The organism is Azospirillum sp. 11R-A (genome assembly GCF_049472615.1).
Taxonomy (GTDB): domain Bacteria; phylum Pseudomonadota; class Alphaproteobacteria; order Azospirillales; family Azospirillaceae; genus Azospirillum; species Azospirillum palustre.
In genome coordinates this window covers 144,441-168,462 of sequence record NZ_JBCEBL010000009.1, presented here as the reverse complement: position 1 = coordinate 168,462, position 24,022 = coordinate 144,441, and the positions used below count along the sequence as shown (strand labels likewise).

Below are 24,022 nucleotides of genomic sequence, written 5' to 3'. Positions count from 1 at the left end.
GAAACGCCATGCCGCTCCTCATTCCCACCCGCCTCGCATCCAGCCCGATCCACGGGCTGGGTCTCTTCGCCGAGGAGCCGGTCGCGGCCGGCACGCCGGTGTGGCGGTTCGATGCCCGCATCGACCGCCTCTTCGCCCCCGACGACGCGCTGCTGGACGAGTTCCCCCAGCTTTCCCGGCTGGTGGATTTCCATGGCTGCGTGATCGACGGGGTCGGCGTCCTGCTTCCCGGCGACGACGCCCGCTTCCTCAACCATGACGACGAGCCGTCCATCGGCCGGGCCGACTCCGGCGACTGGCGGGTCTTCGTCACCCGCCGCGCCATCGCCGCCGGCGAGGAGATCACCTGCAACTACGAGGACATTTGCGCCGATGTCCGCGACGCGGGTGCGGCCAGCTATCTGTCTGGAGGGCCGGTATGACGCCGCGCGCGTCGCATCACCCACTGATGACCAGCATCGTCGAACCCGCCGCCCTGACTCCTGAGCGGCGGGCGGTGATGTTCGCCCTGCTCAGCGTCTGGTTCGAGGGGTACGGCGAGGAATATTTCAACGAGGAGCTGGGCGACCTCGACCACTGCGTCCTGCAAGAGGATCCGGAGACCGGCGAGCTGGTCGGCTTCGCCACCATTTACCGTCAGGAAACGGAGATCGCCGGTACCGCCGTCGGCGCCTTCCACACCGCCCATTGCATTCTGGAGCGGCGCTACTGGGGGTCGAACGGGCTGGTGCGCGCCATGGTCGCCGAAATGGTCGGGCGGGCGCGCGCCGACCGGTCGGGGCGGCTCTGGTACTGGAGCTACAGCGCCGTCGGCTACCGCTCCTACCGCTACATGCCGATGCTGTTCATCCGCCACACGCCCAGTGCGGACCGGACGCTCGATGACCTCGACCGGGGCTTGCGCGACCATATCGGCCGCGAGTGCTTCGCGCACTACTACGATCCCGGCACCGGGACGGTGGACTGGAAATGGCAGGGCTACGGCCTGACGGAGGAGGCCCGCGCCATCAGCGAGGCCAAGCTCGACAGCCCGGCGGTCGCCCAGTTCCGCCACCTCAACCCGCGCTGGGCCGACAGCGTCGAAATCCTCTGCCTCGCCCGCCTGACCGACGACAACCTCACCCCGTTCGGCCGCCGCTGGTTCCCGATTGACCAGACGGCCTGACGCCTGCCGCCCTTTCCCGGAATGACCATCCCGATGCGCCCGATGTCCCAGATCTCCCTTCTCCGCACCGCAGCCCTGGCCGGCACCGCTGTCGTCGCGCTTCAGGCCGCCCCGGCCCTTGCAGAGGCCGAGTTCAGCCTGACCATCGGCGGCGACGCCTATTTCCAGGGCGCCTATGTCAGCCAGAAGCAGGACAGCGGGCTGCGCTCGACCGAGTTCTCCAACCGCCTGCGCCTGACCGTCACCCCGTCGGCCACCACCGACAACGGGCTGACCTACGGCGCCCGGTTGCGTCTGGTCTCCGGCAACGGCGACCCCTCGGTGTCGAGCCGCACGGTGGAGAACGACCGCGCCTTCCTCTTCGCCAACGGGTCCTTCGGCACCATCCAGGCCGGCGTCATCAACGGGCTGTCCGACGAATACGGCATGATCGGCCCCAACACGGAGGGCATCGCCGGCAGCCCGGACAGCAACGGCATTCTGTTCCTCCACGGCTCGTCCACCTACGCCGCCCTGCCGCTGGCGGCGACCAGCCTGCGCACGCTGGTGTCCTACGACACCGGGACCAAGTTCATCTACATCAGCCCCAGCTTCGGCGGTTTGCAGGCCGCGGTGTCCTACACCCCGCGCACCGGCGATTCGAACACGTCGATCAACCGCCGCAAGGTGGATGCGCTTGGCGATGCGCTCGCCTTCCGCGACGTGGTCGAAGCGGGTGCCGCCTTCCAGAACAGCTTCGGCGACGTGACGGTGGAGGCCAGCGCCTTCTACCAGACCGGCAAGGCGGTGCGGCAGAGCGACGGCATCGCCAGCCAGTCCTTCGAGGATCTGAACTCGTTCCATGTCGGCGCCAATGTCGGCTACGGCCCGGCGAAGGTCGGCGTCAGCTACGCCTACAGCGGCGACAGCGGCTATGCCAAGGGGACCGCGCAGTCACGCGACCAGCAGAACCTGATCGTCGGCGCCCAATACACCAGCGGCCCGCTGCTGTTTGCCGCCAACTACATGCGCGCGCTGGGCAACGACATGGCGACCATGACGACGCCGGCCAAGGCCGATGTCTGGCAGGGCGGCGTGACCTGGACCGTCGCCCCCGGCCTGACCACCGGGCTGGAGTATGATTATGTCCGCTCGACCCTGTCGGGCGGCGCGGCCAGCGGCGGCGACCTGACCGACCGCGCGCACATCCTGATGCTGGACACCCGTCTGGCGTTCTAAGGGTCCGGACAAGCGCACCCTGACGGGCCGGCCCGAATGCCGGCCCGCCGGAACCCCGGAGCTTTCACGGCACTGCACGCCACGCACCGGTTTCCGTTCCGCTCATACGCTCGCAACCCGTTTTCGCGGCACTATATCTGTGGTAGAAGCCACCCGCTGTTTATAAAGAAAAAAGATAATCAGGGGTTGGTGTGGATATGACCTGTCTGGAGCCGGCAATGCCGCCACTGGCGTCGCCGACGGCAAGCTTCGATCCGTCACAGCTCCTGGAATTGACTCAGAAGGCGCGGGAACCGCTTTACATCTTGCGAAACCGGGACGGCCGGCTGGGAGCTTCGAGCCTTCCGCCGGATCTTGCCGGCGGCGAGCTTATCCCTGTCGCCACCCTGCCGCCGCTTTATCCGGAGTGGCTGGGCGACCGCGCTTTTCCGGAAACCCATGGTTGCCGCTTCGCCTATGTGGCCGGCGAGATGGCGCGCGGCATCGCCACGCCGGCGATGGCGGTGGCCGCGGCCCGTGCCGGCCTGCTGGGCTTCTACGGCAGCGCCGGCCTGTCGCCACAGCGCGTGCAGGAGGGTATCGCCGAAATCCACGCGGCCCTTGGCACCCAGGTGCCGAACTGGGGCGCCAACCTGATTCACAGCCCCAACGACCCGTCGCTGGAAACCGCCGTCTGCCGCCTGTTCCAACAACAGGGCGTGCGCCGCGTCTCGGCCTCCGCCTTCATGGCGCTGACCCCGTCGGTGATGGAACTGGCCGCCAGGGGGTTGAGCCGCGATCCGGCCACCGGTGCGGTCCACCGGCTGACCCACCTCTTCGCCAAGGTCTCGCGCGCCGAGGTCGCCCGCCAGTTCATGGCCCCGGCCCCGCAGCGCATGCTGGCCGATCTGGTCACCCAAGGTCTCCTCACCACCAATGAAGCCGACCTTGCCTCCACCATCCCGGTTGCCGAGGACATCACGGTGGAGGCCGATTCCGGCGGGCACACCGACAACCGCCCGCTCTGCGTCCTTTTCCCGATCGTCCAGCGGCTGCGGGACGAGCTGGTGGCCGCCCACAATTATGACCGCAACATCCGCGTCGGCGCCGCCGGCGGGCTCGGCACCCCCGCCGCCATCGCCGCCGCCTTCGCCATGGGCGCCGCCTATGTCGTCGTCGGCTCGGTGAACCAGTCGGCCGCGGAATCCGGTCAGCCGCTGTCGGTTCGCCGCATGCTGGCCGGCCTGTCCAGCACGGACGTGACGATGGCGCCGGCCGCCGACATGTTCGAAATGGGCGTGAAGGTGCAGGTAATGAAGCGGGGCACCCTGTTCCCCTTCCGCGCCCAGCGCCTGTACGAGCTGTATTGCCGCCATTCCGGCCTGGAGGATCTGCCGGCGGCCGAACGCGCCACCCTGGAACGCGACGTCTTCCAGGCCCCGCTGGAGGAGATCTGGCGCCAGACCCGCGAGCATTTCGCCGTCCGCGACCCGGCGGAACTGGGCCGGGCCGAGGCCGATCCCCGCCACCGCATGGCGCTGGTTTTCCGCTGGTACCTGTTCAACGCCGCGCGCTGGCCGATGCTGGACGATGCCGCCCGGCGCCACGACTTCCAGGTCTGGTGCGGCCCGGCCATGGGCGCCTTCAACGACTGGGTGAAGGGCAGCTTCCTGGAGGCGGCGGAGAACCGCAGCGTCGAACAGATCGCCCGCAACCTGCTGGAGGGTGCCGCCGTGGTGACCCGCGCCCAGCAGATGCGCACGGCCGGCCTGCCGGTCCCGGCCGCCGCCTTCACCTGGGTGCCGCGTCGGCTCGCCTGACCCGCCGGCGCACCGGTTTCGCCCCCCTGATCCTCCTTCCGAACCTCCGAGACGGCCTTGAAGAACCGCCATCCCATCGCAATCGTCGGCATCGGCGCCATGTTCCCCGGTTCCGGCACCACGCACGGTTTCTGGCGCGACATTCTCGCCGGACGGGATTGCGTCGGCGACGTGCCGGCCACCCATTGGCTGGTGGAGGATTATTACGACCCCGATCCGACGGCGCGGGACAAGACCTATTGCCGGCGCGGCGCCTTCCTGCCGCCGGCCACGCTGGATCCGCTGGAGTTCGGCATCCCGCCCCAGGCGCTGGCCGCCACCGACACCGCGCAGCTTCTGGCGCTGATCGTCGCCAAGGAGGTGCTGGACGAGGCCTGCCGCTCCCAGTTCCGCGACATCGACCGCGGCCGGACCAGCATCGTGCTGGGCGTGGCCTCCGCCACCGAACTGGTCGGCACCATGGGGGCGCGGCTGCAACGGCCGGTCTGGGTCAAGGCCCTGCGCGAAGCCGGCCTGCCGGAAGCCGAGGTGACCGCCCTCTGCGACCGCATCGCCTCGCACTATGTGGAATGGCAGGAAAGCACCTTCCCCGGCGTGCTCGGCAACGTTGTGGCGGGGCGCATCGCCAACCGCCTCGACCTTGGCGGCACCAACTGCGTGGTGGACGCCGCCTGCGCCAGTTCGCTGTCGGCCCTGCTGATGGCGATGAACGAGCTGGAGTTGGGCCATTCCGACATGGTCATCAGCGGCGGCGTCGACGCGCTGAACGACATCTTCATGTACATGTGTTTCAGCAAGACGCCGGCCCTGTCCAAGAGCGGCGATTGCCGGCCATTCTCCGACGCCTCCGACGGCACCATCGTCGGTGAGGGGCTGGGAATGCTCGCCCTGCGCCGGCTGGAGGATGCCGAGCGTGACGGCAACCGCATCTATGCCGTCATCCGCGGCATCGGTTCCTCGTCGGACGGGCGCGCCACCAGCGTCTATGCCCCTCGCCCCGAAGGTCAGGCGGTCGCCCTGCGCCGAGCCTATGCCGACGCCGGCTACGGTCCGCGCAGCGTCGAGCTGGTGGAGGCCCACGGCACCGGCACCCGTGCCGGCGATCTGGCGGAGTTCACCGCCCTGACCCAGGTGTTCCGCGAAGCGGATGCGGAAACGGACTCCTGGTGCGCCATCGGCTCGATCAAATCGCAGATCGGCCACACCAAGGCCGCCGCCGGCTCCGCCGGCCTGCTGAAGGCGGCGCTGTCGCTGCACCAGAAGGTTCTGCCGCCCACCATCAAGGTCGAGCGGCCCGACAGCCGCCTCAATCTGGAAACCAGCCCCTTCTACCTCAACACCCGCGCGCGCCCCTGGGTGAAGGGTGGAGGCCCCCGCCGCGCCTCCGTCAGCTCCTTCGGCTTCGGCGGCAGCAACTATCACGTGGCGCTGGAGGAATATACCGGGTCCCACCCCCCCTCCCGCCTGTGGTCGGGCGGTGCGCTGGTGCTGGCCGGCGCTGCCGACACACGATCCCTTGCCGACGCGGCCCGTACCCTCGCCGAGCGCGTGAAAGCGGAAGGGCTGGAAGCGGTCGCCCGCGACAGCCGGATCGCCTTCGATCCTGCCGCACGCCATCGCCTTGCCATCGTCGCCGCCGACGCCGCACAGTTCGAGGCGCGGCTGGCGACGGCGCTGGGCCAGTCCGGCCCCTTCTCCGCCCCCGGCATCCATCTGGCGGTGGGCGAAGCCACCGGCGGCAAGGTCGCCTTCCTGTTTCCCGGCCAGGGCAGCCAGTATGTCGGCATGGGCGCCGATCTGGCCGTCGCCTTCGACGAGGCGCGGGCCATCTGGGATGCCCAGGCGACGCTACCCGCCGCCCCCGGCCAGCCGCCCTTGCACCGCGTGGTCTTCCCGCCGCCCGCCTTCACCCGCGAGGAAGCCGATGCCCAGGATGCCCTCCTGACCCGGATGCTGCACGCACAGCCCGCCATCGGGACGGCGAGCCTCGCCCTGCTGGCGGTGCTGGAACGCGCCGGCCTCCGCGCCGATGCCGTCGCCGGCCATTCCTTCGGCGAGATCACCGCACTCTGCGCCGCCGGAGCCATCGACCGGCACACCGCCCTGACCCTGGCCGGCGAGCGCGCCCGTTGCATGGAGGCCGCGGCGGCCGGCAGCGACGGCACCATGATCGCGGTGGCCGCCGGACGGGAGCGCGTCGCCCCTCTTCTGCACGGGCTGGACGTGGTTCTGGCCAACGACAACGGCCCGGAACAGGTGGTCCTGTCCGGTGCCCGCGCAGCGGTCGAGAGCGCCGTCGCCCGGCTGGAGGCCGAGGGGCTGAGGGTCGTCCGCCTGAAGGTCGCCAGCGCCTTCCATTCTCCGGTGGTGGCGGAGGCGTCGAACAGCTTCCGCACCGTCCTCGAAAGCACGCGGTTCGGCGCCGCCACCATCCCGGCCTATGCCAATCTCACTGCCGCCCCCTACGGCGATAGCGAGACCCGCGACCTGCTGGCCGAGCAGATCGCCGGGACGGTCCGCTTCCGCGAAACCATCGAGGCGCTGTATGGCGACGGCATCCGCAACTTCGTGGAAGTCGGCGCCGGTGCCGTCCTGACCGGTCTGGTGGCGCAATGCCTGGACGGCCGCCCGCATCTGGCGGTGTCGCTGGACCGGCGTGGAGCCAACGGCGTCCTCAGCCTGCTGGACGGGTTGGGCGCACTGGCGGTGCATGGCGTGCGCCTGGATTTCGAAGCGCTGTGGGCCGGATTCGCCGAGGAGCGCAAACCCAAAAAGCCGTCGCCGGCCGCGGTCCAAATCTCCGGCGCCAATTTCGGCAAGATTTATCCGCCCCAGGGCGGCGCTTCCGCAGTGCCCAAGCCCAACCCGCCGCGGCCCGCTCCCACACCGGCCGCGCCAATTCCGGCCGCGCCGGCTTCCCCGGCACCGGTCCGAACCGCCGCCCTCCAGTCCCAGCACATCGAAGAAGCCCCGATCATGGTCACGAACTCCCCCGCTCCGCAGCCGGCGCCCATCCCCGTCGCCACCGCGTCGGTGGAGACGATCTATCACCATGTCGCCGATGCCCACGCCGCCTTCCAGCGCGCCATCGCCGAAAGCCATCAGGCCTTCCTCGCCGTCGCCGGTCAGGCGATCCAGAGCCTCAGCGGCGTTCCGGCGCAGCAGCCTGCGTTCACCACCGCGCCTGCGCCGGTCATGCCGGGCGCACCGGTCATCGCCGCTCCGCCGCCGATGCCGGCCCTGGCTCCCGCCCCCGTGGTGGCGCCCGCACCGCCGATGCACCGGCCGGCGCCGGCTCCGCAGCCCGTCGCCGCGCCCAGGCCGCAACCGGCGGCAGTCCCCGCCGCTCCCCGGCCGATCCCCGCTGCCGTCCCGCCTGCGGCCAGCGCCCGCGGCACGGTTCTGGCGGTGATCGCCGACAAGACCGGCTACCCGGTCGAGATGCTGACGGCGGAGATGGAGCTTGAGGCCGGCCTCGGCATCGATTCCATCAAGCAGGTGGAAATCTTCTCCACCCTGCAGGAGCGCATCCCGGCACTGGGCACTGCCGACATGCGCGAGTTGAACGCGCTGAAGACCATCGGCCAGATTCTCGCCCTGGCCGACAGCCGCGGCGGCGCTCCGGCCCTGGCGCCCGTCACGGCAGCGCCCGCAGCCGTGACGCCAGTGACCGAACCGGCCGCGCCCTCCGTCGATGTCGGCGCGCTGTTCATGGGTCTGGTCGCCGAAAAGACCGGCTACCCCGTCGAGATGCTCAGCCCGGAGATGGAGCTGGAAGCCGGCCTCGGCATCGATTCCATCAAGCAGGTGGAAATCTTCTCGGCTCTGGTCGAACGACTGCCGGCCCTCGCCTCGGTCGAAATGCGCGAGTTGACCGCGTTGAAGACCGTCGGCGCCGTGATCGCGCGCATCAGGGGCGACGCTCCCGCCGCCCCGCAGACGCCGCAGTCGCAGGCCCTGCCCGCGTTATCGGCCGGCACCCTCCGCACCTGTTCGGTGCTGGAGGACCAGCAGGCCTCCGGAACCGACATGCTGCGCGACCTGAGCAGCATCGCCGTCATCCCGGATTCAGCGGGCGTCGCGGCCGAGCTGGTGACGCTGCTGTCGGCCAGGGGCATCGCCGCCCGCCTCACCCAAGAGCCGGGCGCGCAGGACGACGGCGTGCTGTTTTTGGCCGGCCTTGACGGCGCCGATGCCGCGTCGAGCGCCGACCTGCACTGGCGCGCCCTTGCCGCCGCCAAGGCCGCCGCTCCCCGCCTGGGCGAGGCCGGCGGCGCCTTCGTCACCGTCCAGAACGGCCGGGAGGAATGGCTCGGGCTCGGCGGCCTCGCCCTGACCGCCGCGCATGAATGGCCGGCAGCGCGGGTCAAGGCCATCGATCTGGAGGCCGGAAACCGCTCCGCCGCCGAGCTGGCGCAAATCCTGGCGGCCGAACTCACCGGCGGCGACGGCGATGCCGAAGTGCGGCTGAGCGCCGACGGCCGACGCCTCGTTCGCACACTCCGTCAGGAGGACGCGGCCGACGGCCCGCTGCCGCTTCCCGAGGGTGCCGTGATCGTCGTTTCCGGCGGCGCCCGCGGGGTGACCGCGGTGGCGCTGGAACAGCTGTCCCGCCATATCCGTCCGACTCTGGTCATCCTCGGCCGCAGCGACCCCGGCGCCGCCCCGCTCCTGCCCGGCCTTTCCGAGGATACTGACGAGGCGGCGGTGCGCCGGGCGCTGATCGCCGGCCCCGGCGCCGGCAAGCCGCCGCGCGAGATCGAGGCGATGGTCAGAACCATCCTCGCCGCCAACGAGGCCCGCGCCACGCTCCGCCGGCTGGAAGCGGCCGGCGCCCGCGTCCGCTACTGCCGCGCCGACGTGCGCGACGCCGCCTCCGTCGCCCAGGCGCTGGCGACGGTCCGGGCGGAGGCCGGCCCGATCTCCGGCATCGTCCATGGCGCCGGGGTGCTGGCCGACAAGCGCATCGGCGACAAGACCCGCGAGCAGTTCGACGCCGTCTTCGGCACCAAGGTGGACGGGATCGCCAACCTGCTGGAGGCCACCCGCCAGGACCCCGTGCGCGTCATCTGCCTGTTCTCCTCCATCGCGTCGCTGCACGGCAATGCCGGCCAGTGCGACTACGCCATGGCCAACGCCGTCCTGAACGCCGTGGCACGGGCCGAAGCGGCGCGCCGTCCCGACTGCACGGTCAAGGCCATCGCCTGGGGGCCGTGGGACGGCGGCATGGTCGGACCGGCGTTGAAGCAGCATTTCCGCCGCCTGTCCGTCGGCCTGATCGCCCCGGACGACGGTGCCGCCTTCATGCTGCGCGAACTGTCCCAGCCACCCGCCAAAAACCCGGTCGTCTCCTGCATCGGCCGCCCGGCATGAGCCGCGTCCCGCCCATCGCCATCGTCGGCCACGGCTGCGTGCTGCCGGGCGCCCTCAGCCCGGCGGAGCTGTGGCGGGCCGTGGTCGAGGGGCGGGACCTGCTGCGCCCGGTGCCGCCCGGCATCTGGCGTGTCGACACCGCGCAGGCGCTGTCGCCGCAGGCGCTGGAACGCTCGGCCACCGACCGCGGCGGCTATGTCCAGGGCTTCGATGCCGTCTTCGATCCCAGCGGCTTCGCCTGCCCGGCCGGGGATCTGGCCGGCCTCGACCCGCTGGTGCTCTGGCTGGTCCACTGCGGGCGCGAGGCGTTGCGCGAGGCCGGGCTGACCGTCGCGCCGCCGGAGCGGTGCGGCCTGATCGCCGGCAACCTGTCCTACCCCACCGCCAGCCTCAGCGCCTATGCCGAGGCGGTATGGCTCGACCGCGAGCGGCCCAATCCGGCCAACCGCTTCTCCTCCGGCCTGCCGGCCCGGCTGGCGGCCCGCGCGCTCGGCCTTGACGGGCCGGCCTTCTGCCTGGACGCCGCCTGCGCCTCCTCGCTCTACGCCGTCAAGCTCGCCTGCGACCAGCTGCGCGACGGCCATGCCGACCTGATGATCGCGGCGGGCGTCAACCGCGGCGACGATTTGTTCCTCCATATGGGCTTCACCGCCCTCAACGCCCTCAGCCCGAGCGGCCGCAGCCGCCCTTTCCACCGCGAGGCCGACGGGCTGATCCCCGCCGAGGGGGCGGCCTGCGTGGTGCTGAAGCGGCTGGACGACGCCGTGCGCGACGGCAACCGCATCCTCGGCGTCATCCGCGGCATCGGGCTGTCCAACGACGGGCGCAGCCGCGGCTTCCTGGTCCCCGATGCCGGCGGGCAGGAACGCGCCATGGCCGCGGCCTATGCCCAGGCCGGCCTCGGTCCGGAGGCGGTGTCGCTGGTCGAATGCCATGCCACCGGAACCGCGCTGGGCGACGCCACCGAGATCGCCAGCATGGGGCGGATTTTCCGGGGGCTGGACGGCGTCCCCATCGGTTCGCTGAAATCCAACCTGGGCCACCTGATCGCCGCCGCCGGGCTGGCCGGCATGGTCAAGGCGATCCAGGCGATGGCGGCCGGCATCCGCCCACCCACCCTGCACGCCGACGACGCCCCGCTGGACGGCATCGCCGCCTCGCCCTTCCGCCTGCTGAACCGGGCGGAGCCTTGGGAGGTGGACGGCCCCCGCCGCGCCGCCATCAGCGCCTTCGGCTTCGGCGGCAACAATGCGCATCTGATCCTGGAGGAATGGCAGCCCGCCACCCCGTCCGTGCAAGTGCCCGCCGTCGCGCCGCCACCCCTGCGCGTGGCCGTCGTCGGGCTGGCCGTCGTCACCGCCGCGGACGATTTCGCCGCCGCCCTGGCGGCAGCCCCACTGGCCGGGGACGGCCAGCGCGCCCTGGACAGCATCACGCTGGACCTCGCCACCGCCCGTGTTCCTCCCGCCGACCTGCGCCATGCCCTGCCCCAGCAGTTGCTGGCGATGAAGGCGGTGGCGCAGGCGGTTGCCGACGCTCCCTCCCTGGCGGCGGCCACCACCGGCGTGCTGATGGGCATGGGCTGCGATGCCGAGGTGGCGCGGCGCGGACTGGGCGTGCGGCTTGCCGGCCTCTGCGGCCCGGAGGCCAGCGTCGAACTCGGCCCGCCGCTGAACGCGGCCGGCGTCATCGGCACCATGCCGAACATCGTCGCCAACCGTTTCAACGCACAGTTCGACTGGCGCGGCCCCAGCCATTCGGTATCGGCGGAGGAGCTGTCGGGGCTGGCCGGGCTGCGCATCGCCGCCCGTGCCCTGGTCACGGGAGAGCTGGACGCCGCGGTTGTCGGCGCGGTCGACCTGTCCTGCGAACCGGTCCATCGCAGCGCGCTCGCCGCCCTGCGCCCCGACCTCACGACCGCTGGAGATGCCGCCGTCACCCTGGTGCTGCGCCGGGTGGAATGCGCCGAGGCGGCAGGGGAGCCGATCCACGCCATCCTCGACCTGTCCGAGGCCGGTGACGCCGAGTACGCCGATTTCACCGTCGCCGGCCCGCAGGGTGCCAGCCCGGTCACCCGCCGCTTCGGCCATGCCCATGCCACGTCCGGCCTGCTGCATGTCGCCGCCGCCATCGTCGCCTGCCGCGGACGCATGCAACCCGCGGACGGCTCCGCCCGCCCCCGGCTGGGCGCCGGACCGTTGCGCACCCGCGTCACCGTCGAGGCGCTGGGCGGAGCTACCGACGGCCTGCTGGTCGAAAGCGGCGGCATCGTCTGGCCGGCTCTGCCTCCGCCCGCCGTCCGCCTGCGCTGGTTTGCCGCCGGCAGCCGGGCCGAGCTGTGCGGTCGCATCCGGCGCGGCGCGGATGGCGGGCAAGGTCCCGTCCGCCTGTCCTTCGTCTGCTCCTCCGGCAGGGAAGCCGATACCCTGTCCCGCGCGCTCGCCCTGGCCGAAGGCCGCGCGGCGGTCGCCGACGGCATCCATTTCCGGGAGCAGCCGCTGGGCGGCACGCTCGCCTTCGCCTTCACCGGGGCCGCTGCGGCCTACGAGGGCATGGGCCGCGATCTGTTCCTGTCGATGCCCGACGTCGGCCGGGCCGTCACCGCGCGTTTCCCCGTCCTGGCCCACGCGGCGGAGCGGCTCTACGGTTCCGCCGCCCCGCTCGACGCCATGGCGCAGTTGCAGACCTGTGCGCTGCTCTGCCAGACCCATGCAGAGGTCAGCCGCAGCATCCTCGGCCTGTGGCCCCAGGCGATGCTCGGGCTGTCCTCCGGCGAGACCAACGCGCTCTTCGCCGCCGGTGTCTGGACCGACATGGACGCCATGTTCGCGGAGATCGACGCGTCGGGCCTCTATGGCCGCCACCTGACCGGCGACTGCCTCGCCGCCTCCCAAAGCTGGGGACGGACGGGCGCCGCGGACTGGCGCAACTGGCGCCTGCTCGCCCCCGTCGAGGAGGTCGAAGCGGCACTGACCGGCCTGCACCGCGTCTCGATCACCATCGTCAACGCGCCGCAGGATTGCGTGATCGGCGGTGATACCGAATCCTGCCGGCAGGCCATCGCCCGCCTCGGCGCCCACCGCGCCCTGCCGCTCGGCCAGGACATGGTGGTGCATTGCGCCGAACTGGAGCCCTGCGCCCCGGTCTGGCGCCGCATCCACCGGCGCGCAACCACCCCGCCCGAGGGCGTCGCCCTCTACGCGAACGCCTTCGCCCAAGCCTATCCGCCGTCCATCGAGCTGTGCGCCGAGGCCCTGACCCGTCAGGCGGTGGAGCGGGTGGACTTCCCCCGCACAATCCGCCGCGCCCATGACGACGGCGTGCGCATCTTCGTTGAGCATGGCCCGCGCAACGCCCTGACCCGCTCCATCGCCGCGACCCTGTCCGGCCGCGACCATCTGGCGGTCAGCCTCGACCATCCGGGCCGCGCGCCGCTGGAGCAGTTGGCCCATGTCGCGGCCGAGCTGTTCGCCGCCGGACTTGACCCTGCCATGGCCGAAGTCGCCCGCCGCCTGGAGCGCCCGGTTGCGGCACCGCCGGCCCAGCCCCTGATCTTCCCCGCCCATGCCGCCCCCGTGGTGGTGACGCTCGGACAAGTAATGCCCCCCGCACCGCCCCTGCCGCCGGTCGCCGGCCTTCCGCCCCCCGATCTGGCCGCACGCCGCCCCCTGGACGAGGTGCCGGAGCCGGTCGCGTCCGCAACGGTGCCAGCGCAGGCCCCGCCGGCCGACAGCCCGATTGCCCGCATCCTCGCCCGCACGGCGGAGCTTCACACCGGTTACCTGACCATCGCGTCGGACCTGCACCGGACCTACCTGCACGGCTTCGGCGTGCCGACGCCGCAGTCAATCACAAGCGTCCTCTCCCGCACCGGGAGAGGGAGAGGACCCACCGAAGGTGGGGAGGGTGAGGGGCAGGGCGAGAATCAAGGACCGCATGGTTCCCATGGTTCCTTGGATCACCCCTCACCCTTCCCGCCGCTGCGCGGCGGGCCCCTTCCCTCTCCCGGGACGGGAGAGGGAGCGCTTTCTCCCCTCTGGGACCGCGCCCAGCTGGAAACCCTCGCCTCCGGCAAGGTCTCCGACATCTTCGGCCCGCTGTTCGCACAGCAGGACGGCTACGCCCGTCAGGTCCGCATGCCGGAACCGCCGCTGCTGCTGGTCGACCGCGTCGTCTCCATCGCCGGTGAGCCGGGCAGCATGGGCCAGGGCTCCATCGTCACCGAGACCGACGTCACGCCCGACGCCTGGTATCTGCACGACGGCCGCATGCCGGTGGGCATCGCCATCGAATCCGGGCAGGCCGACCTGTTGCTGGTCTCCTGGCTGGGCGCCGATTTCCGCAACAGGGGCGAGCGCGTCTACCGCCTGCTCGGCTGCGAGATGACCTACCATGAGGGCGGCCTGCCCAAGGTCGGCGACACCCTGCGCTACGACATCCACATCGACGGCCATGCCCGCATGGGCGAGGTCGGGCTGTTCTTCTTCCATTACGACTGCCGCATCGGTGACCGGCTGGTGCTGTCGGTCCGCAACGGTCAGGCCGGCTTCTTCACCGACCGGGAACTTGCCAATTCCGGCGGCGTGCTGTGGAGTGCCGAGGAGGATCGGCCCAGGGACGGCGCCCGCCTCGACCCGCTGCCCTGCCCGTCGCGTCACCGCGCCTTCACCGCCGAACAGCTCGACCTTTGGACCGCCGGCCGGGCCTTCGCCTGCTTCGGTGCGGGGTTCGAGCTGGCCGGCAGCCACCAGCGCACCCCGGCCATCCCGCAGGGCCGCATGCGCCTGATCGACAGCGTGACCGTCTTCGAGCCGCAGGGAGGTCCCTGGGGCCGCGGCTATCTGCGCGCCGTAAGCCATGTACCGGCCGATGCATGGTTCTATGCCGGCCATTTCAAGAACGACCCCTGCATGCCCGGCACCCTGATGGCCGAGGGCGCGGTGCAGGCGGTGGCGACCTTCATGGCGGCGGGCGGTTTCACCATCGGCCGCGATTCCTGGCGGTTCGAACCGGTGCCGGACGAGCCGGCCCGCTTCGTCTGCCGCGGGCAGGTGATCCCCGACGCTGGCCATCGTCTGGTCTACGAGGTCTTCGTCGAGGAGATCGAGGACGGGCCGACGCCCATCGTCCGCGCCGCCCTGCTGTGCAGCGCCGACGGCTTCAAGGTCTTCCATTGCCGCGCCTTCGCGGTGCGGCTGGTGCCCGACTGGCCGCTCGGCCAGGGCCGCCACGCCCTGCCGGCCCGGCTGGAAGCGCCACGCATCGTCGGCACCCGCGGCGACGTGCGCGGCGATCACGAAGCCCTGCTGGCCTGCGCCTGGGGGGCGCCGTCCGCCGCCTTCGGCAGCATGTATGCCCGCTTCGACGCCGGCCGGGTGCCGCGCCTGCCGGGGCCGCCCTATCACTTCATGACCAGCGTGGTGTCGGTGAATTGTCCGGCCGGGGAGCCGACCGTCGGCGGCACCATCCTCGTCGATTGCGCGGTGGAGCCGGACGCCTGGTATTTCGCCGAGAATGCCGCCCCGGTGATGCCCTTCTGCGTGCTGATGGAGGTGCTGCTCCAGCCCTGCGGCTGGCTGGCGTCCTATATGGGCTTCGCGCTCGCCTCCACCGAGGATCTGGCGATCCGCAACCTCGACGGCGACGACGCCCGCCTGTTCGCCGAGGTGACGCCCGCCGACGCCTGCGTCCGGACCGAGGCGACGCTGACCCGCTTCTCCCGCGCCGGGGGCATCACCCTGATCGCCTTCAAGGTCCGCGCCTGGGTGGACGACCGGCCGCTGATGGAGTTGGAGACCGCCTTCGGCTTCTTCGCCGCCGCGGCCCTGGCGAAGCAGAACGGCCTGCCGCCCCTGCCCGACGACACCGCCCGCGGCATTCCGCCCGCGACGCCGCCCGCCGAACCCCGCCGCACCAGACTGGCGGCGGGCAAGCTGCGCATGGTGGACGAGGTCACCGGCTGGTGGCCGCAGGGGGGAGCCGCCGGCCTGGGGCTCGCCCGCGGCCGGCAGGCGGTCGATCCGGAATCCTGGTACTTCAAGGCCCACTTCTTCCAGGATCCGGTGCAGCCCGGATCGTTGGGCGTCGAAGCGCTGCTGCAATTGCTGGAACGCGCCATGCTGCTGTCCGGTCTCGACAGCGAAGTGCCGTCGCCCCGCTTCGAAGGGGCTGCGCTGGACGAGCCGCTGCGCTGGAAATATCGCGGTCAGGTCGTGCCGACCAACCGCACCGTCTCCACGGAGATCGAGATCTTGCGGATCGAGCGCGACGAACGCGGCATCCTCGCCGTTGCCCGCGGCAGCCTGTGGGCGGACGATCTGCGCATCTACGAGGTGGACGGTCTCGCCGCCCGCCTCGTGCCCGGTGACGGCGGCGATGAACCGGGGGACCTCCGCCTGGATCTGGACAGCGCTCCGTGGCTCGGCGACCACCGCCCCACCCACACCGCTCCGGCGGTCCCGCTGACCTGCCTTGCCGATGCCATGGCTGCCGCCGTGCCGGGCGGGCGGATCGTGGCCCTTGAGGATGTGCGGGTCCAGCGCTGGGTGACAATACCGGTGACGCTGCGCCCCGAAGCGGAGCCCGATGGCCGCGTCACCCTTCGGGACGGCGGCGCGGCCGTGGCGACCGGGCGGGTGATCCGGGCGGCGGACTGGCCGGTCCCGCCGCAGCCCTTCGCCCCGCTGGACGACGCCCACCCCTCCCCCTGCCCCTACAGCGCCGGCGAGCTGTTCCACGGACCCGCCTTCCAGATCCTGAGCGACCTGCGCACCGGCCCGCGCGGCGCGTCCGCCACGCTCGACGCGGTCAAGGCGGCGCGGGTGCCGGGGTTGATCGGCCCGGCGCTGCTCGATGCCGGACTGCATGCCATGCCCCGCCATGCGCCCGAACTCTGGTGGGGGGACAAAGCGGCCGGGATGCTGGCCTATCCCAGCGCCATCGAACGGCTGAGCCTGTTCGGCCCGACGCCGTGCGACGGCCTGATCCGCATCGAGGTGCGCCCGCTGCCGCTCGACGGCCAGGGCCGCGCCCGCTCCCGCCTGCAATGGCTGGCCGGCGGCCGGGTCTGGGCCGAGATGGAACTGGCCGACGTGCTGTTCCCCAAGGGCGCGCTCGGCAAGGCCCCCGCCCTGGCCCGGCAGGCGTTCCTGCGTGACCGCCAAGCCGTTCCCGGCCTGCGGCTGTCCCGGTCGGAGGACGGCATCACCCGCCTGAACGCCCGCGAGGTGGCGGCCAGCAACTGGCTGCCGGGGACGCTGGAAGCCATTTACGGCGTGTCCGGCAGCGCCGCCGAGATGGCCCGCGCCATTGCCGCCAAGGAGCTTGCCGCCGCCCATCTCGGTGTCCACCCCGGCACCGTGACGGTCGAGGACGGCATCGCCCGCTGCCCTGCCGCGCCGCTCACCCCGGTCCCTCTGTCGATCACGCAGGAGGGTACCGACTGGCTGGTGGCCGGTATGGCTTCCGCAGCCCCCGACCTCGACCCGCTGCAACGGTTCTGGCGCTCGCATCTGGGGACCGGCGACTGGCCGGTGGAGGATCTGTTCCTGGCGCTGGCAGGCGAGTTCGTCGGACAGGTCCGCGTGGCGGATGCCGACCAGCTCGCCCGCATCGGCGCGCGCGGCGCGCTGTTCCTCGGCAACCATCAGGTGGCGGTGGAATCCCTCACCTTCGCGCTGGTCGGCGCAGCCCTGACCGGACGGCCGATCCTGACCGTCGCCAAGGCCGAACACCGCGACACCTGGCTCGGCCGCCTGCTGACGCTGAGCGGCAGCGCTCCCGAGCTTCGCCTGCCGCCCATGATGATGCTGTTCGACCGCGAGGATCCCGCCGCCATGCTGGGGCTGATGGAACAGGCGCGCACCGCGGTGACGCGGGACGGGCTGTCCATCATGGTCCATGCCGAGGGCACGCGCTCGCTCTCCTGCCGCACGCCGGTCACCCGCCTGTCGGGGGTCTTCCTCGATCTGGCGGCGCGGCTGGAGATCCCCATTGTTCCCGTCCGCTTCGCCGGCGCCCTGCCGGTCGAACCGGCAGCCGGCCGGCTGGACGTCCCCCTCGGCTTCGCCCGCCAGGACATCCACATCGGCCGGCCGCTGTGGCCGGAGGAGCTGGCGAGCCTGCCGCTGGCGGAGCGCAAGAGGACGGTACTCGACGCCATCGACGGGGCCGGCCCCGCCTTGGCCGACGAGCTGCCCAACCAGCCGCGCCCGGCATTCGAAGCAAGGGCGACGGCGCTTGCCACGGCCTGTGGGCTGTCCCCGACCCGCGCGGCGATCCTGCAGGCGGTTTTGAACGCGATCCCGCCGGACCGCCCGCTGGCCGGCCTCGCCCGCCGGATCGCAGCGGGCGAGAACGGCAGCGAAAACGACCTGTGGCTGTCGGCGCTCTCCCGCTGGTTCCGGGCCGGATGAAAGCCGGGCGATTTGGCCTCAGAAAACCGGAATGCCGACGATCATCAGGCCGAAGACGCCCAGGAGGGCGTGGGACACGCTGCTGCCGACCAGCGATCCCTGGCGCGCGAAGATCCAGCCCCAATAGAGACCGAAGGGGAACACCGCCAGCGCCAGCAGGATCGACACATGCAGATGGGTGGCGCTGAACAGCATGTTGGACAGGAGGATGGCCTCCAGCGTCTTGTATTTGCTGGTCAGGAACAGCTGGAACGACGCCTGGGTGCCGCGGGCGATGGTTTCCTGGATCGGCGTGAAGGCGCAATAGGCGCTGCCATAGAGCAGAACCTCCCCCACCGACAGGCCGGTGGAGCGGGCGAAGTCGAACACCGCCTGCCCCTGGAGGGCCGGGATGAAGGTCACGCCGATCCATTTCAGCAGCACGATCAGCACCGCGACAGGAATGGACAGCACGATGCCTTCCAGCGCGTTGCCCCGCCAGTTCTTCAGCGTGAAGCCATAGGTCCTGGGCGGCCACGGGCTGGTCTTGACGGTGCGGTAGACGCCGAAGGCGAAGCCGGTCAGGATCGGCAGGCTGATCAGGGAGGTGTCGGGAACCACCTTGCTCAACGCCGTGGTGACGCCCAGCGCGAACATGTAGAAACACAGGCCGACCAGCAGGCGGAAGATGAACTTGCTCATCTCCACCCGGTTTTCCGCCTCGCTCAACCGGCTGCGCAGCGTCTCCACCGTCACCTCGTTGGTGCGGCGCAGGCGGGCGGCCAGTTCATAGGCCATGTTGATCTTCAGGCGGCTGTCGACGTCGAGCGGCGGATCGGGCTGCTCGCGCAGGCGAGCGATGGGAACCGCCATGACCTCGCTGTCCTCGACCGCGCGCACCGCGCCGGAACGGGGACCGCTGTCCAGCAGCGAGACCTCGCCGATGGACTGCCCCGCCGTCAGCAGGGCAAGCCGGTGGAGAGTATCGCCGCCGGCATCCCGCTTCAGAACCTCGAAACTGCCGGACAGGATGAAATAGAGAGCATCGCCGGGCGCCCCCTCCTCGAACAGGATCTGGCCCTGCGGGACGCGGATGGGACCGTCCATGATGGAGGCCAGCTGCCGGATGTTCTGATCCGAGAAACCCGTCAACAGGGGCGCCCCGTTCAGGCGCTCCTCCAAAAGCTCGGAGATCGTCGGATGCCGCGCATCGGCCGGCGCGCCACCAAGCTCCGCCATTTCATGCCCCTTCAGAAATACAGACGGGGGGCACTATAGGGCGACTCACCCTCCGACAAAAGCCGTGCACCACGAATGATGGCAGCGGCCGTTCGGTCGGTTGCATGGATGGGCGGCGCGAAGGCGCCTCATCCGAACGAAGCGTTCGCCCGCAGGGTGTCGGAGGGCTTTTCCCCGAACATCTCGCTGTAATAGGCGGAAAAACGTCCGAGATGCCAGAACCCGTGGTCCATCGCGATTTCGGCGACGGTCACCGTCCGCGGATCGGCAACGCGCAGGGCCCGGCGCGCCGCGTTCAGCCGCACCATCTTCAGGTAATCCTTGGGCGAAATGCCCATGACGTCGGCGAAGCTGTATTCCAGCATCCGCGTCGTCACCCCGATGGCCTGGGCGACCTGCGCCACCGACAGCCGGTCGTCCGGATGGGCCTCCACATGGTCGCGGAACTGGCGGACGAACTTCTGGCGCTGCGAATGACCGACGGTGGGGGGACGGACCGCCTGCATGATGCCGGCCTCCACCACCGACACGCACTGGTCCAGCAGGGGAAGAAAGACTTCGCTCTGCTCCAGCAGGACGGGCGACGCGGCTAGCACGCATTGCAGCACCGCCCGCAGTTCGCCGGCACGCGCGTATGAAAAGGAACTCGCCGGCACCTCGGCGGCGTCCGGCACCGTCACGCGCAGTTGCTCCGCCCGCCGGCGGTCGATGGCGAGCGCCAGCACCGACATCGGGCCGTTGCACAGGAACTCCGACAGGGTGCCGCCGCGCAGAAGCAGAACCTCGTTCTCGCCGACCGGCCGGCCGTCCAGCCGGGCCGGGGCCGAACCCGGCAGCGGGACGGCGACCACCAGCGTGTCGGGCGGCGGGGCCGTGTGCTGATGCAGGCGAAGGTTGGTGTCCTCCCGGAACACGCTGATGCCCGGGGCCACGACCTCCTTCAGCCGGCCGAGGAAACGGCCCGGCTGCAGTTGGCGGTAATGCTGGGTCCAGCCGACGAGAGCCTTTTCCTGCTCCCACACATCTTCCGCGATGTCGGTGTCCAGCCGGAGGGTCTTGGGTTCCACCATCCGCTGTTGCTCCAGGCACGGCACGATTGGGCCGGTTCGTGTGGCTATTGCGGCAATGTCCAGGCAGCGGTCTTGCCTGAACGCCCATGTTCCGCGCTTTCAAGAAGATGTCAAACACAGAGAAGGATGATCTCTTCCATTTCGCAAAACGGATAGGACTATTTTTTGAACAGTTCGCTGCCTTGTGAAAATATATCCTGCCAAAGCCGTGGGCAGAATGGCGAATACATGTATCCTTTATGACTAACGATTGATCGTCACAAAAATGCCGGCGGAGTTAAAAATTTTTAAGGCTCCCGCCCATTTTGCCGACCCTGCAAACCCATGTGCGATTTTCAAACGGCCAAGAGCGGTTTCAGGAGGGGGTTATTGCCGAACTCTCAAAACAATACGATAAGCAAACAAATTATCACCATGGCCCATAGTCTTCACAAGAACATCGAGAAAACTCAGAACAACAGAAATAAAATATTGAACCCACTTGCATCAGGAAATCTATGAGCGAGATAATCATCGGTTCTTTCAATATATCAGCGAAGATTACCATTAGAATATCGCTCACAGAATCTCATTTTCACTGAGGTTATTCAGAAAAATCCGTCGAGCAGCCGGAGATTTTCGCAAAGCGGATAGATCACACCCCAGTCGCCATTGCACGATCCCGATCACCCACAGCACTGCCGAAACAGACGGCAGGCCGGGGTGACCCCATGGGACATCGGAAGCGGCAGGGAGGGCACGGCATGACGGATGTGCTGATCCTGGGCGGCGGACCGGCGGGTGCGGTGCTCGCCCGTCGCCTGACGGGCCTGGGGCATGGCGTGACGCTGGTGACCTGCGCCCGGCGCCCGGCGGTGGAAGGGCTGTCCCTGCGGGCCGTCGAAGGGCTGCGGCGCGCCGGCTGCCTGGAAGCGGTCGCGGCGGCCGGCATGCCGGCGGCGCGCCGTGTCGATTGGAACGGGCAGCGCACCGCCCTGAACGGCGAACATCTGGTCGACCGCAGCTGCCTCGACGACGCCCTGCTGCGCGATGTCAGTACCTGGGCCAGTGCCGGAGCGGTTGGCCTGTCCCATGGCACGGTGGCAGCGGTCAGGCGCGGGAAGGACGGCTGGCTGGCGGTCGATGCGGCGGGCTCGACGCTGGGTTCCGGCAGCTTTCTGGTAGAGGCCCGCGGCCGCAGGGCGCCGAACGCGCCGGCGCGGGAGTCCGGCCCCCGCACACTGGCGGTCGGCCGGCTCTACCTCGGTCCTGCCGAACAAGCGGGCAGCGCCGCCTTCTCCTTCGCCGACGGCTGGGCATGGCTGGCTGCCTTGCCCGATGGACGGCGGATCGTGCAGCTCGTCATCGACGGCGCCGAAAGCCCGGCCCGCGCCGACCTGACCGCCTGGCACGCGGCGACGGTCGCATCGCTGCCGCAGGCGGCCGGATGGATCGCCGGCTGCGCCCCGATGGGCGAGGCGGAGGTGCGCGACGCCACAGCGATCCGGCGGTCGCCCGGCGTGGAAGCCGACCGGCTGCGGATCGGCGATGCCGCCTTCGCCGTCGATCCGCTGTCCGGCCACGGCGTCTATGCCGCGGTGGCCTGGGCTTTCGCCGCCGCTGCCGCCGTCAACACGCTGGCCGCCGATCCCGCGGCCCTACCGGCGGTCGAACGCTTCGTCGAGGATCGCTGTACCGGGCTGTTCGCCCACGCCGCCGACGCCGGCAAGCAGTTCTACCGGGCCGAGGAACGCTGGTCCGGCCGCCCTTTCTGGCGACGCCGCGCCGCTTGGCCGCCGGCCCCGCTGCCCACCGCCGACCGCGGCATCCGCCGCCGCGCCGTGGTGGTGAACGACCGGATCGAGGAACGCCCGGTCCTGGTCACGCCCGCCCTGCCGCGCGGCGTGCTGGCAATCGACGGGGTCGAGCTGGGCCCGCTGCTGGACAGCGTGGCGAGCGACCGAAGCCTCGACGGCGATCTGGCCCAGCGCTGCGGCCAGCAGCTCGGCCAGCCGCCGGGACGGGTGGCGGTCGCCCTCGCCTGGCTGGCGAACAACGGGTTCCTGCCGGGCGGGGCAAAGCCGCCTTCGGCAATGACGACAACGATGAAGAACGCCAACTCGTAAGAACGGGGAGTACCGATGGGACAGAAACCGAGAGGGCCCGGCCGCTGGCCCGGTCTTTTGCTGGGTGCGGTTGCCGGCGGCGTGGTGTTCGGCGGCGCGCTGACGACTGCCCAGGATGCGCTGGCCGAAGATAGCCGTACCCCGGACCGCGCGCTGGTCGAGGAACGCTGCTCCGCCTGTCACCAGAAGGAGGCCGACGGGTCGTTGCACCGCATCGATCATGTGCGCAAGACGCCCGAAGGCTGGACGATGACGCTGTTCCGCATGCGCCAGTTCCACGGCGTCGCCCTGTCGGACGAGGAACAGCGCACGCTGGTGCGCTATTTCGCCGACCGCCAGGGTCTGGCGCCGGAGGAGGCCGCCCCCTACCGCTATGTCCTCGAACGCCGTCCGTCGGTGGTGGAGGAGCCGGTGACCGACGGCGACCTGTCGGTGATGTGCGCCCGCTGCCACAGCGTCGCCCGCGTCGGGCTTCAGCGCCGCGATGAGGACGAATGGCGCCGTCTGGTCAACTTCCATCTCGGCCAGTGGCCGACCATCGAATATTCCGCCCAGGGCCGCGACCGCAAATGGTGGGAGATCGCCTCCACCGAGATCCCGCAGACGCTGGGAGGCAAGTTCCCCTTCAGGACCGACGCCTGGACCAGCTGGCAGGCAGCACCGAAGCCCGACCTGTCCGGCCGCTGGGCGGTCGCCGGACACCGGGCCGGCATCGGTTCCTATGGCGGCACCGCGACCGTCACCAAGGATGGGGACGGCTATCGCATCGCCTACGACCTGACCGATTCCGCCGGCAAGCCGCTGACCGGCGACGGCAGATCGACAATGTTCACCGGCTATGAATGGCGCGGCACCGGCACGCTGGACGGCAAGCCGGTGCGCGAGGTGTTCGCCGCGTCGCGCGACGGCAGCCGCCTCGACGGCCGCTGGTTCCTCACCCAACAGGACGAGGTCGGCGGCAGCCTGCATGCGGTGCGGGCCGGCGGTGCCGACAGCACGATCCTCGGCACCAGCCAGAGCTTCCTGAAGGCGGGGAGCACCGCCCGCGTCACCCTGTGGGGCAGCGGGCTCGACCGCGGCGAGGTCGGCTTCGGCCCCGGCGTGTCGGCGAAGATCCTGTCGCGCAGCCCGACCTCCGTAACGGTTGAGGCGACGGCCGCCGCGGATGCCGCCCCCGGTGCGCGCAGCCTGACGGTGGGCGGCGCCAAGGCCGCCGGCTTCGCGGTCTATGCCACGCTCGACAGCATCCGGGTGGAGCCGGACTTCACCATCGCCCGCGTCGGCGGCAATGGCGGGCCGGTGCCGCCGATGACCGCGCAATTCGAGGCGGTCGGCTATCTGAACGGCCCGGACGGCAAGCCCGGCACCGACGACGACGTGCGCGTCGGCCCGATGCCGGCAAGCTGGAAAGTCGAGCCCTTCAACGACGCCGCGGCGCAGATGGAGGACGTGAAGTTCGCCGGCGCCATGGGCGCCAACGGCCTGTTCACCCCCGCCGGTGCCGGCCCCAACCCACAGCGCCAGTTCGGCACCAACAACATCGGCGACCTGAAGGTGGTCGGCACGGTGATCGACGGTTCCGCGACGCTGACCGGCACCGGCCGCCTGATCAGCACGGTCCAGCGCTGGAACGACCCGCCCATCCATTGAGGAGCAGAGC

Annotated in this window: 10 protein-coding genes; 8 read left to right on the top strand and 2 right to left on the bottom strand. The window is 70.6% G+C overall.

Features of this window, described 5'->3' with window-relative positions; all coding sequences use genetic code 11:
* Positions 1–8: 8 nt before the first annotated feature.
* The 6 genes from VH569_RS15040 to VH569_RS15015 all read left to right on the top strand — a co-directional run bounded on the left by VH569_RS15040 (position 9) and on the right by VH569_RS15015 (position 17,969).
* On the top strand, positions 9–422 hold the full coding sequence (locus tag VH569_RS15040; protein ID WP_423316074.1) for an SET domain-containing protein: 414 nt from the start codon (positions 9–11) through the stop codon (positions 420–422).
* On the top strand, positions 419–1,165 hold the full coding sequence (locus tag VH569_RS15035; RefSeq protein ID WP_423316073.1) for a hypothetical protein: 747 nt from the start codon (positions 419–421) through the stop codon (positions 1,163–1,165). The genes VH569_RS15040 and VH569_RS15035 overlap by 4 nt, the downstream gene beginning before the upstream one ends.
* A 42-nt stretch (positions 1,166–1,207) precedes the next feature.
* Positions 1,208–2,383, top strand: a complete 1,176-nt coding sequence (locus tag VH569_RS15030; protein ID WP_423316072.1) for a porin — start codon at positions 1,208–1,210, stop codon at positions 2,381–2,383.
* A 305-nt stretch (positions 2,384–2,688) separates the two neighbouring features.
* Positions 2,689–4,182 (top strand): PfaD family polyunsaturated fatty acid/polyketide biosynthesis protein, encoded by a 1,494-nt coding sequence (locus tag VH569_RS15025; protein WP_423316071.1) that lies wholly within the window; start codon positions 2,689–2,691, stop codon positions 4,180–4,182.
* A 57-nt stretch (positions 4,183–4,239) separates the two neighbouring features.
* A complete protein-coding gene (locus tag VH569_RS15020) occupies positions 4,240–9,555 on the top strand; it encodes an SDR family oxidoreductase (protein WP_423316070.1) in 5,316 nt (1,771 codons plus the stop codon).
* Positions 9,552–17,969, top strand: coding sequence for a beta-ketoacyl synthase N-terminal-like domain-containing protein (locus VH569_RS15015; RefSeq protein ID WP_423316069.1), 8,418 nt, complete (start codon positions 9,552–9,554; stop codon positions 17,967–17,969). The genes VH569_RS15020 and VH569_RS15015 overlap by 4 nt, the downstream gene beginning before the upstream one ends.
* A gap of 18 nt (positions 17,970–17,987) precedes the next feature.
* On the opposite strand, the gene VH569_RS15010 is transcribed toward VH569_RS15015, so the two are convergent.
* Both VH569_RS15010 and VH569_RS15005 read right to left on the bottom strand, forming a co-directional pair.
* Positions 17,988–19,187, bottom strand: a complete 1,200-nt coding sequence (locus VH569_RS15010; protein ID WP_423316068.1) for a cyclic nucleotide-binding domain-containing protein — start codon at positions 19,185–19,187, stop codon at positions 17,988–17,990.
* Positions 19,188–19,315: 128 nt separating this feature from the next.
* Positions 19,316–20,257 carry a helix-turn-helix domain-containing protein gene (locus VH569_RS15005; protein ID WP_423316067.1) on the bottom strand — a complete coding sequence of 314 codons (942 nt, stop codon included), beginning with the start codon at positions 20,255–20,257 and terminating at the stop codon, positions 19,316–19,318.
* A gap of 743 nt (positions 20,258–21,000) precedes the next feature.
* Between VH569_RS15005 and qhpG the strand changes: the two genes are divergently transcribed.
* Entirely contained in the window at positions 21,001–22,362 is a 1,362-nt protein-coding gene (gene qhpG, locus VH569_RS15000) for a flavin-dependent monooxygenase QhpG (RefSeq protein WP_423316066.1), read from the top strand.
* 15 nt (positions 22,363–22,377) lie between these two features.
* Positions 22,378–24,012 carry a quinohemoprotein amine dehydrogenase subunit alpha gene (peaA, locus tag VH569_RS14995; RefSeq protein WP_423316065.1) on the top strand — a complete coding sequence of 545 codons (1,635 nt, stop codon included), beginning with the start codon at positions 22,378–22,380 and terminating at the stop codon, positions 24,010–24,012.
* Positions 24,013–24,022: the final 10 nt, after the last annotated feature.

Excerpts from the sequence above, each read along its gene's own strand:
- VH569_RS15015 (WP_423316069.1), top strand. The coding sequence starts at position 9,552 with ATGAGCCGCGTCCCGCCCATCGCCATCGTCGGCCACGGCTGCGTGCTG.
- peaA (WP_423316065.1), top strand. The coding sequence starts at position 22,378 with ATGGGACAGAAACCGAGAGGGCCCGGCCGCTGGCCCGGTCTTTTGCTG.
- VH569_RS15010 (WP_423316068.1), bottom strand. The coding sequence starts at position 19,187 with ATGGCGGAGCTTGGTGGCGCGCCGGCCGATGCGCGGCATCCGACGATC.
- VH569_RS15040 (WP_423316074.1), top strand. The coding sequence starts at position 9 with ATGCCGCTCCTCATTCCCACCCGCCTCGCATCCAGCCCGATCCACGGG.
- VH569_RS15030 (WP_423316072.1), top strand. The coding sequence starts at position 1,208 with ATGTCCCAGATCTCCCTTCTCCGCACCGCAGCCCTGGCCGGCACCGCT.
- VH569_RS15035 (WP_423316073.1), top strand. The coding sequence starts at position 419 with ATGACGCCGCGCGCGTCGCATCACCCACTGATGACCAGCATCGTCGAA.
- VH569_RS15005 (WP_423316067.1), bottom strand. The coding sequence starts at position 20,257 with ATGGTGGAACCCAAGACCCTCCGGCTGGACACCGACATCGCGGAAGAT.
- qhpG (WP_423316066.1), top strand. The coding sequence starts at position 21,001 with ATGACGGATGTGCTGATCCTGGGCGGCGGACCGGCGGGTGCGGTGCTC.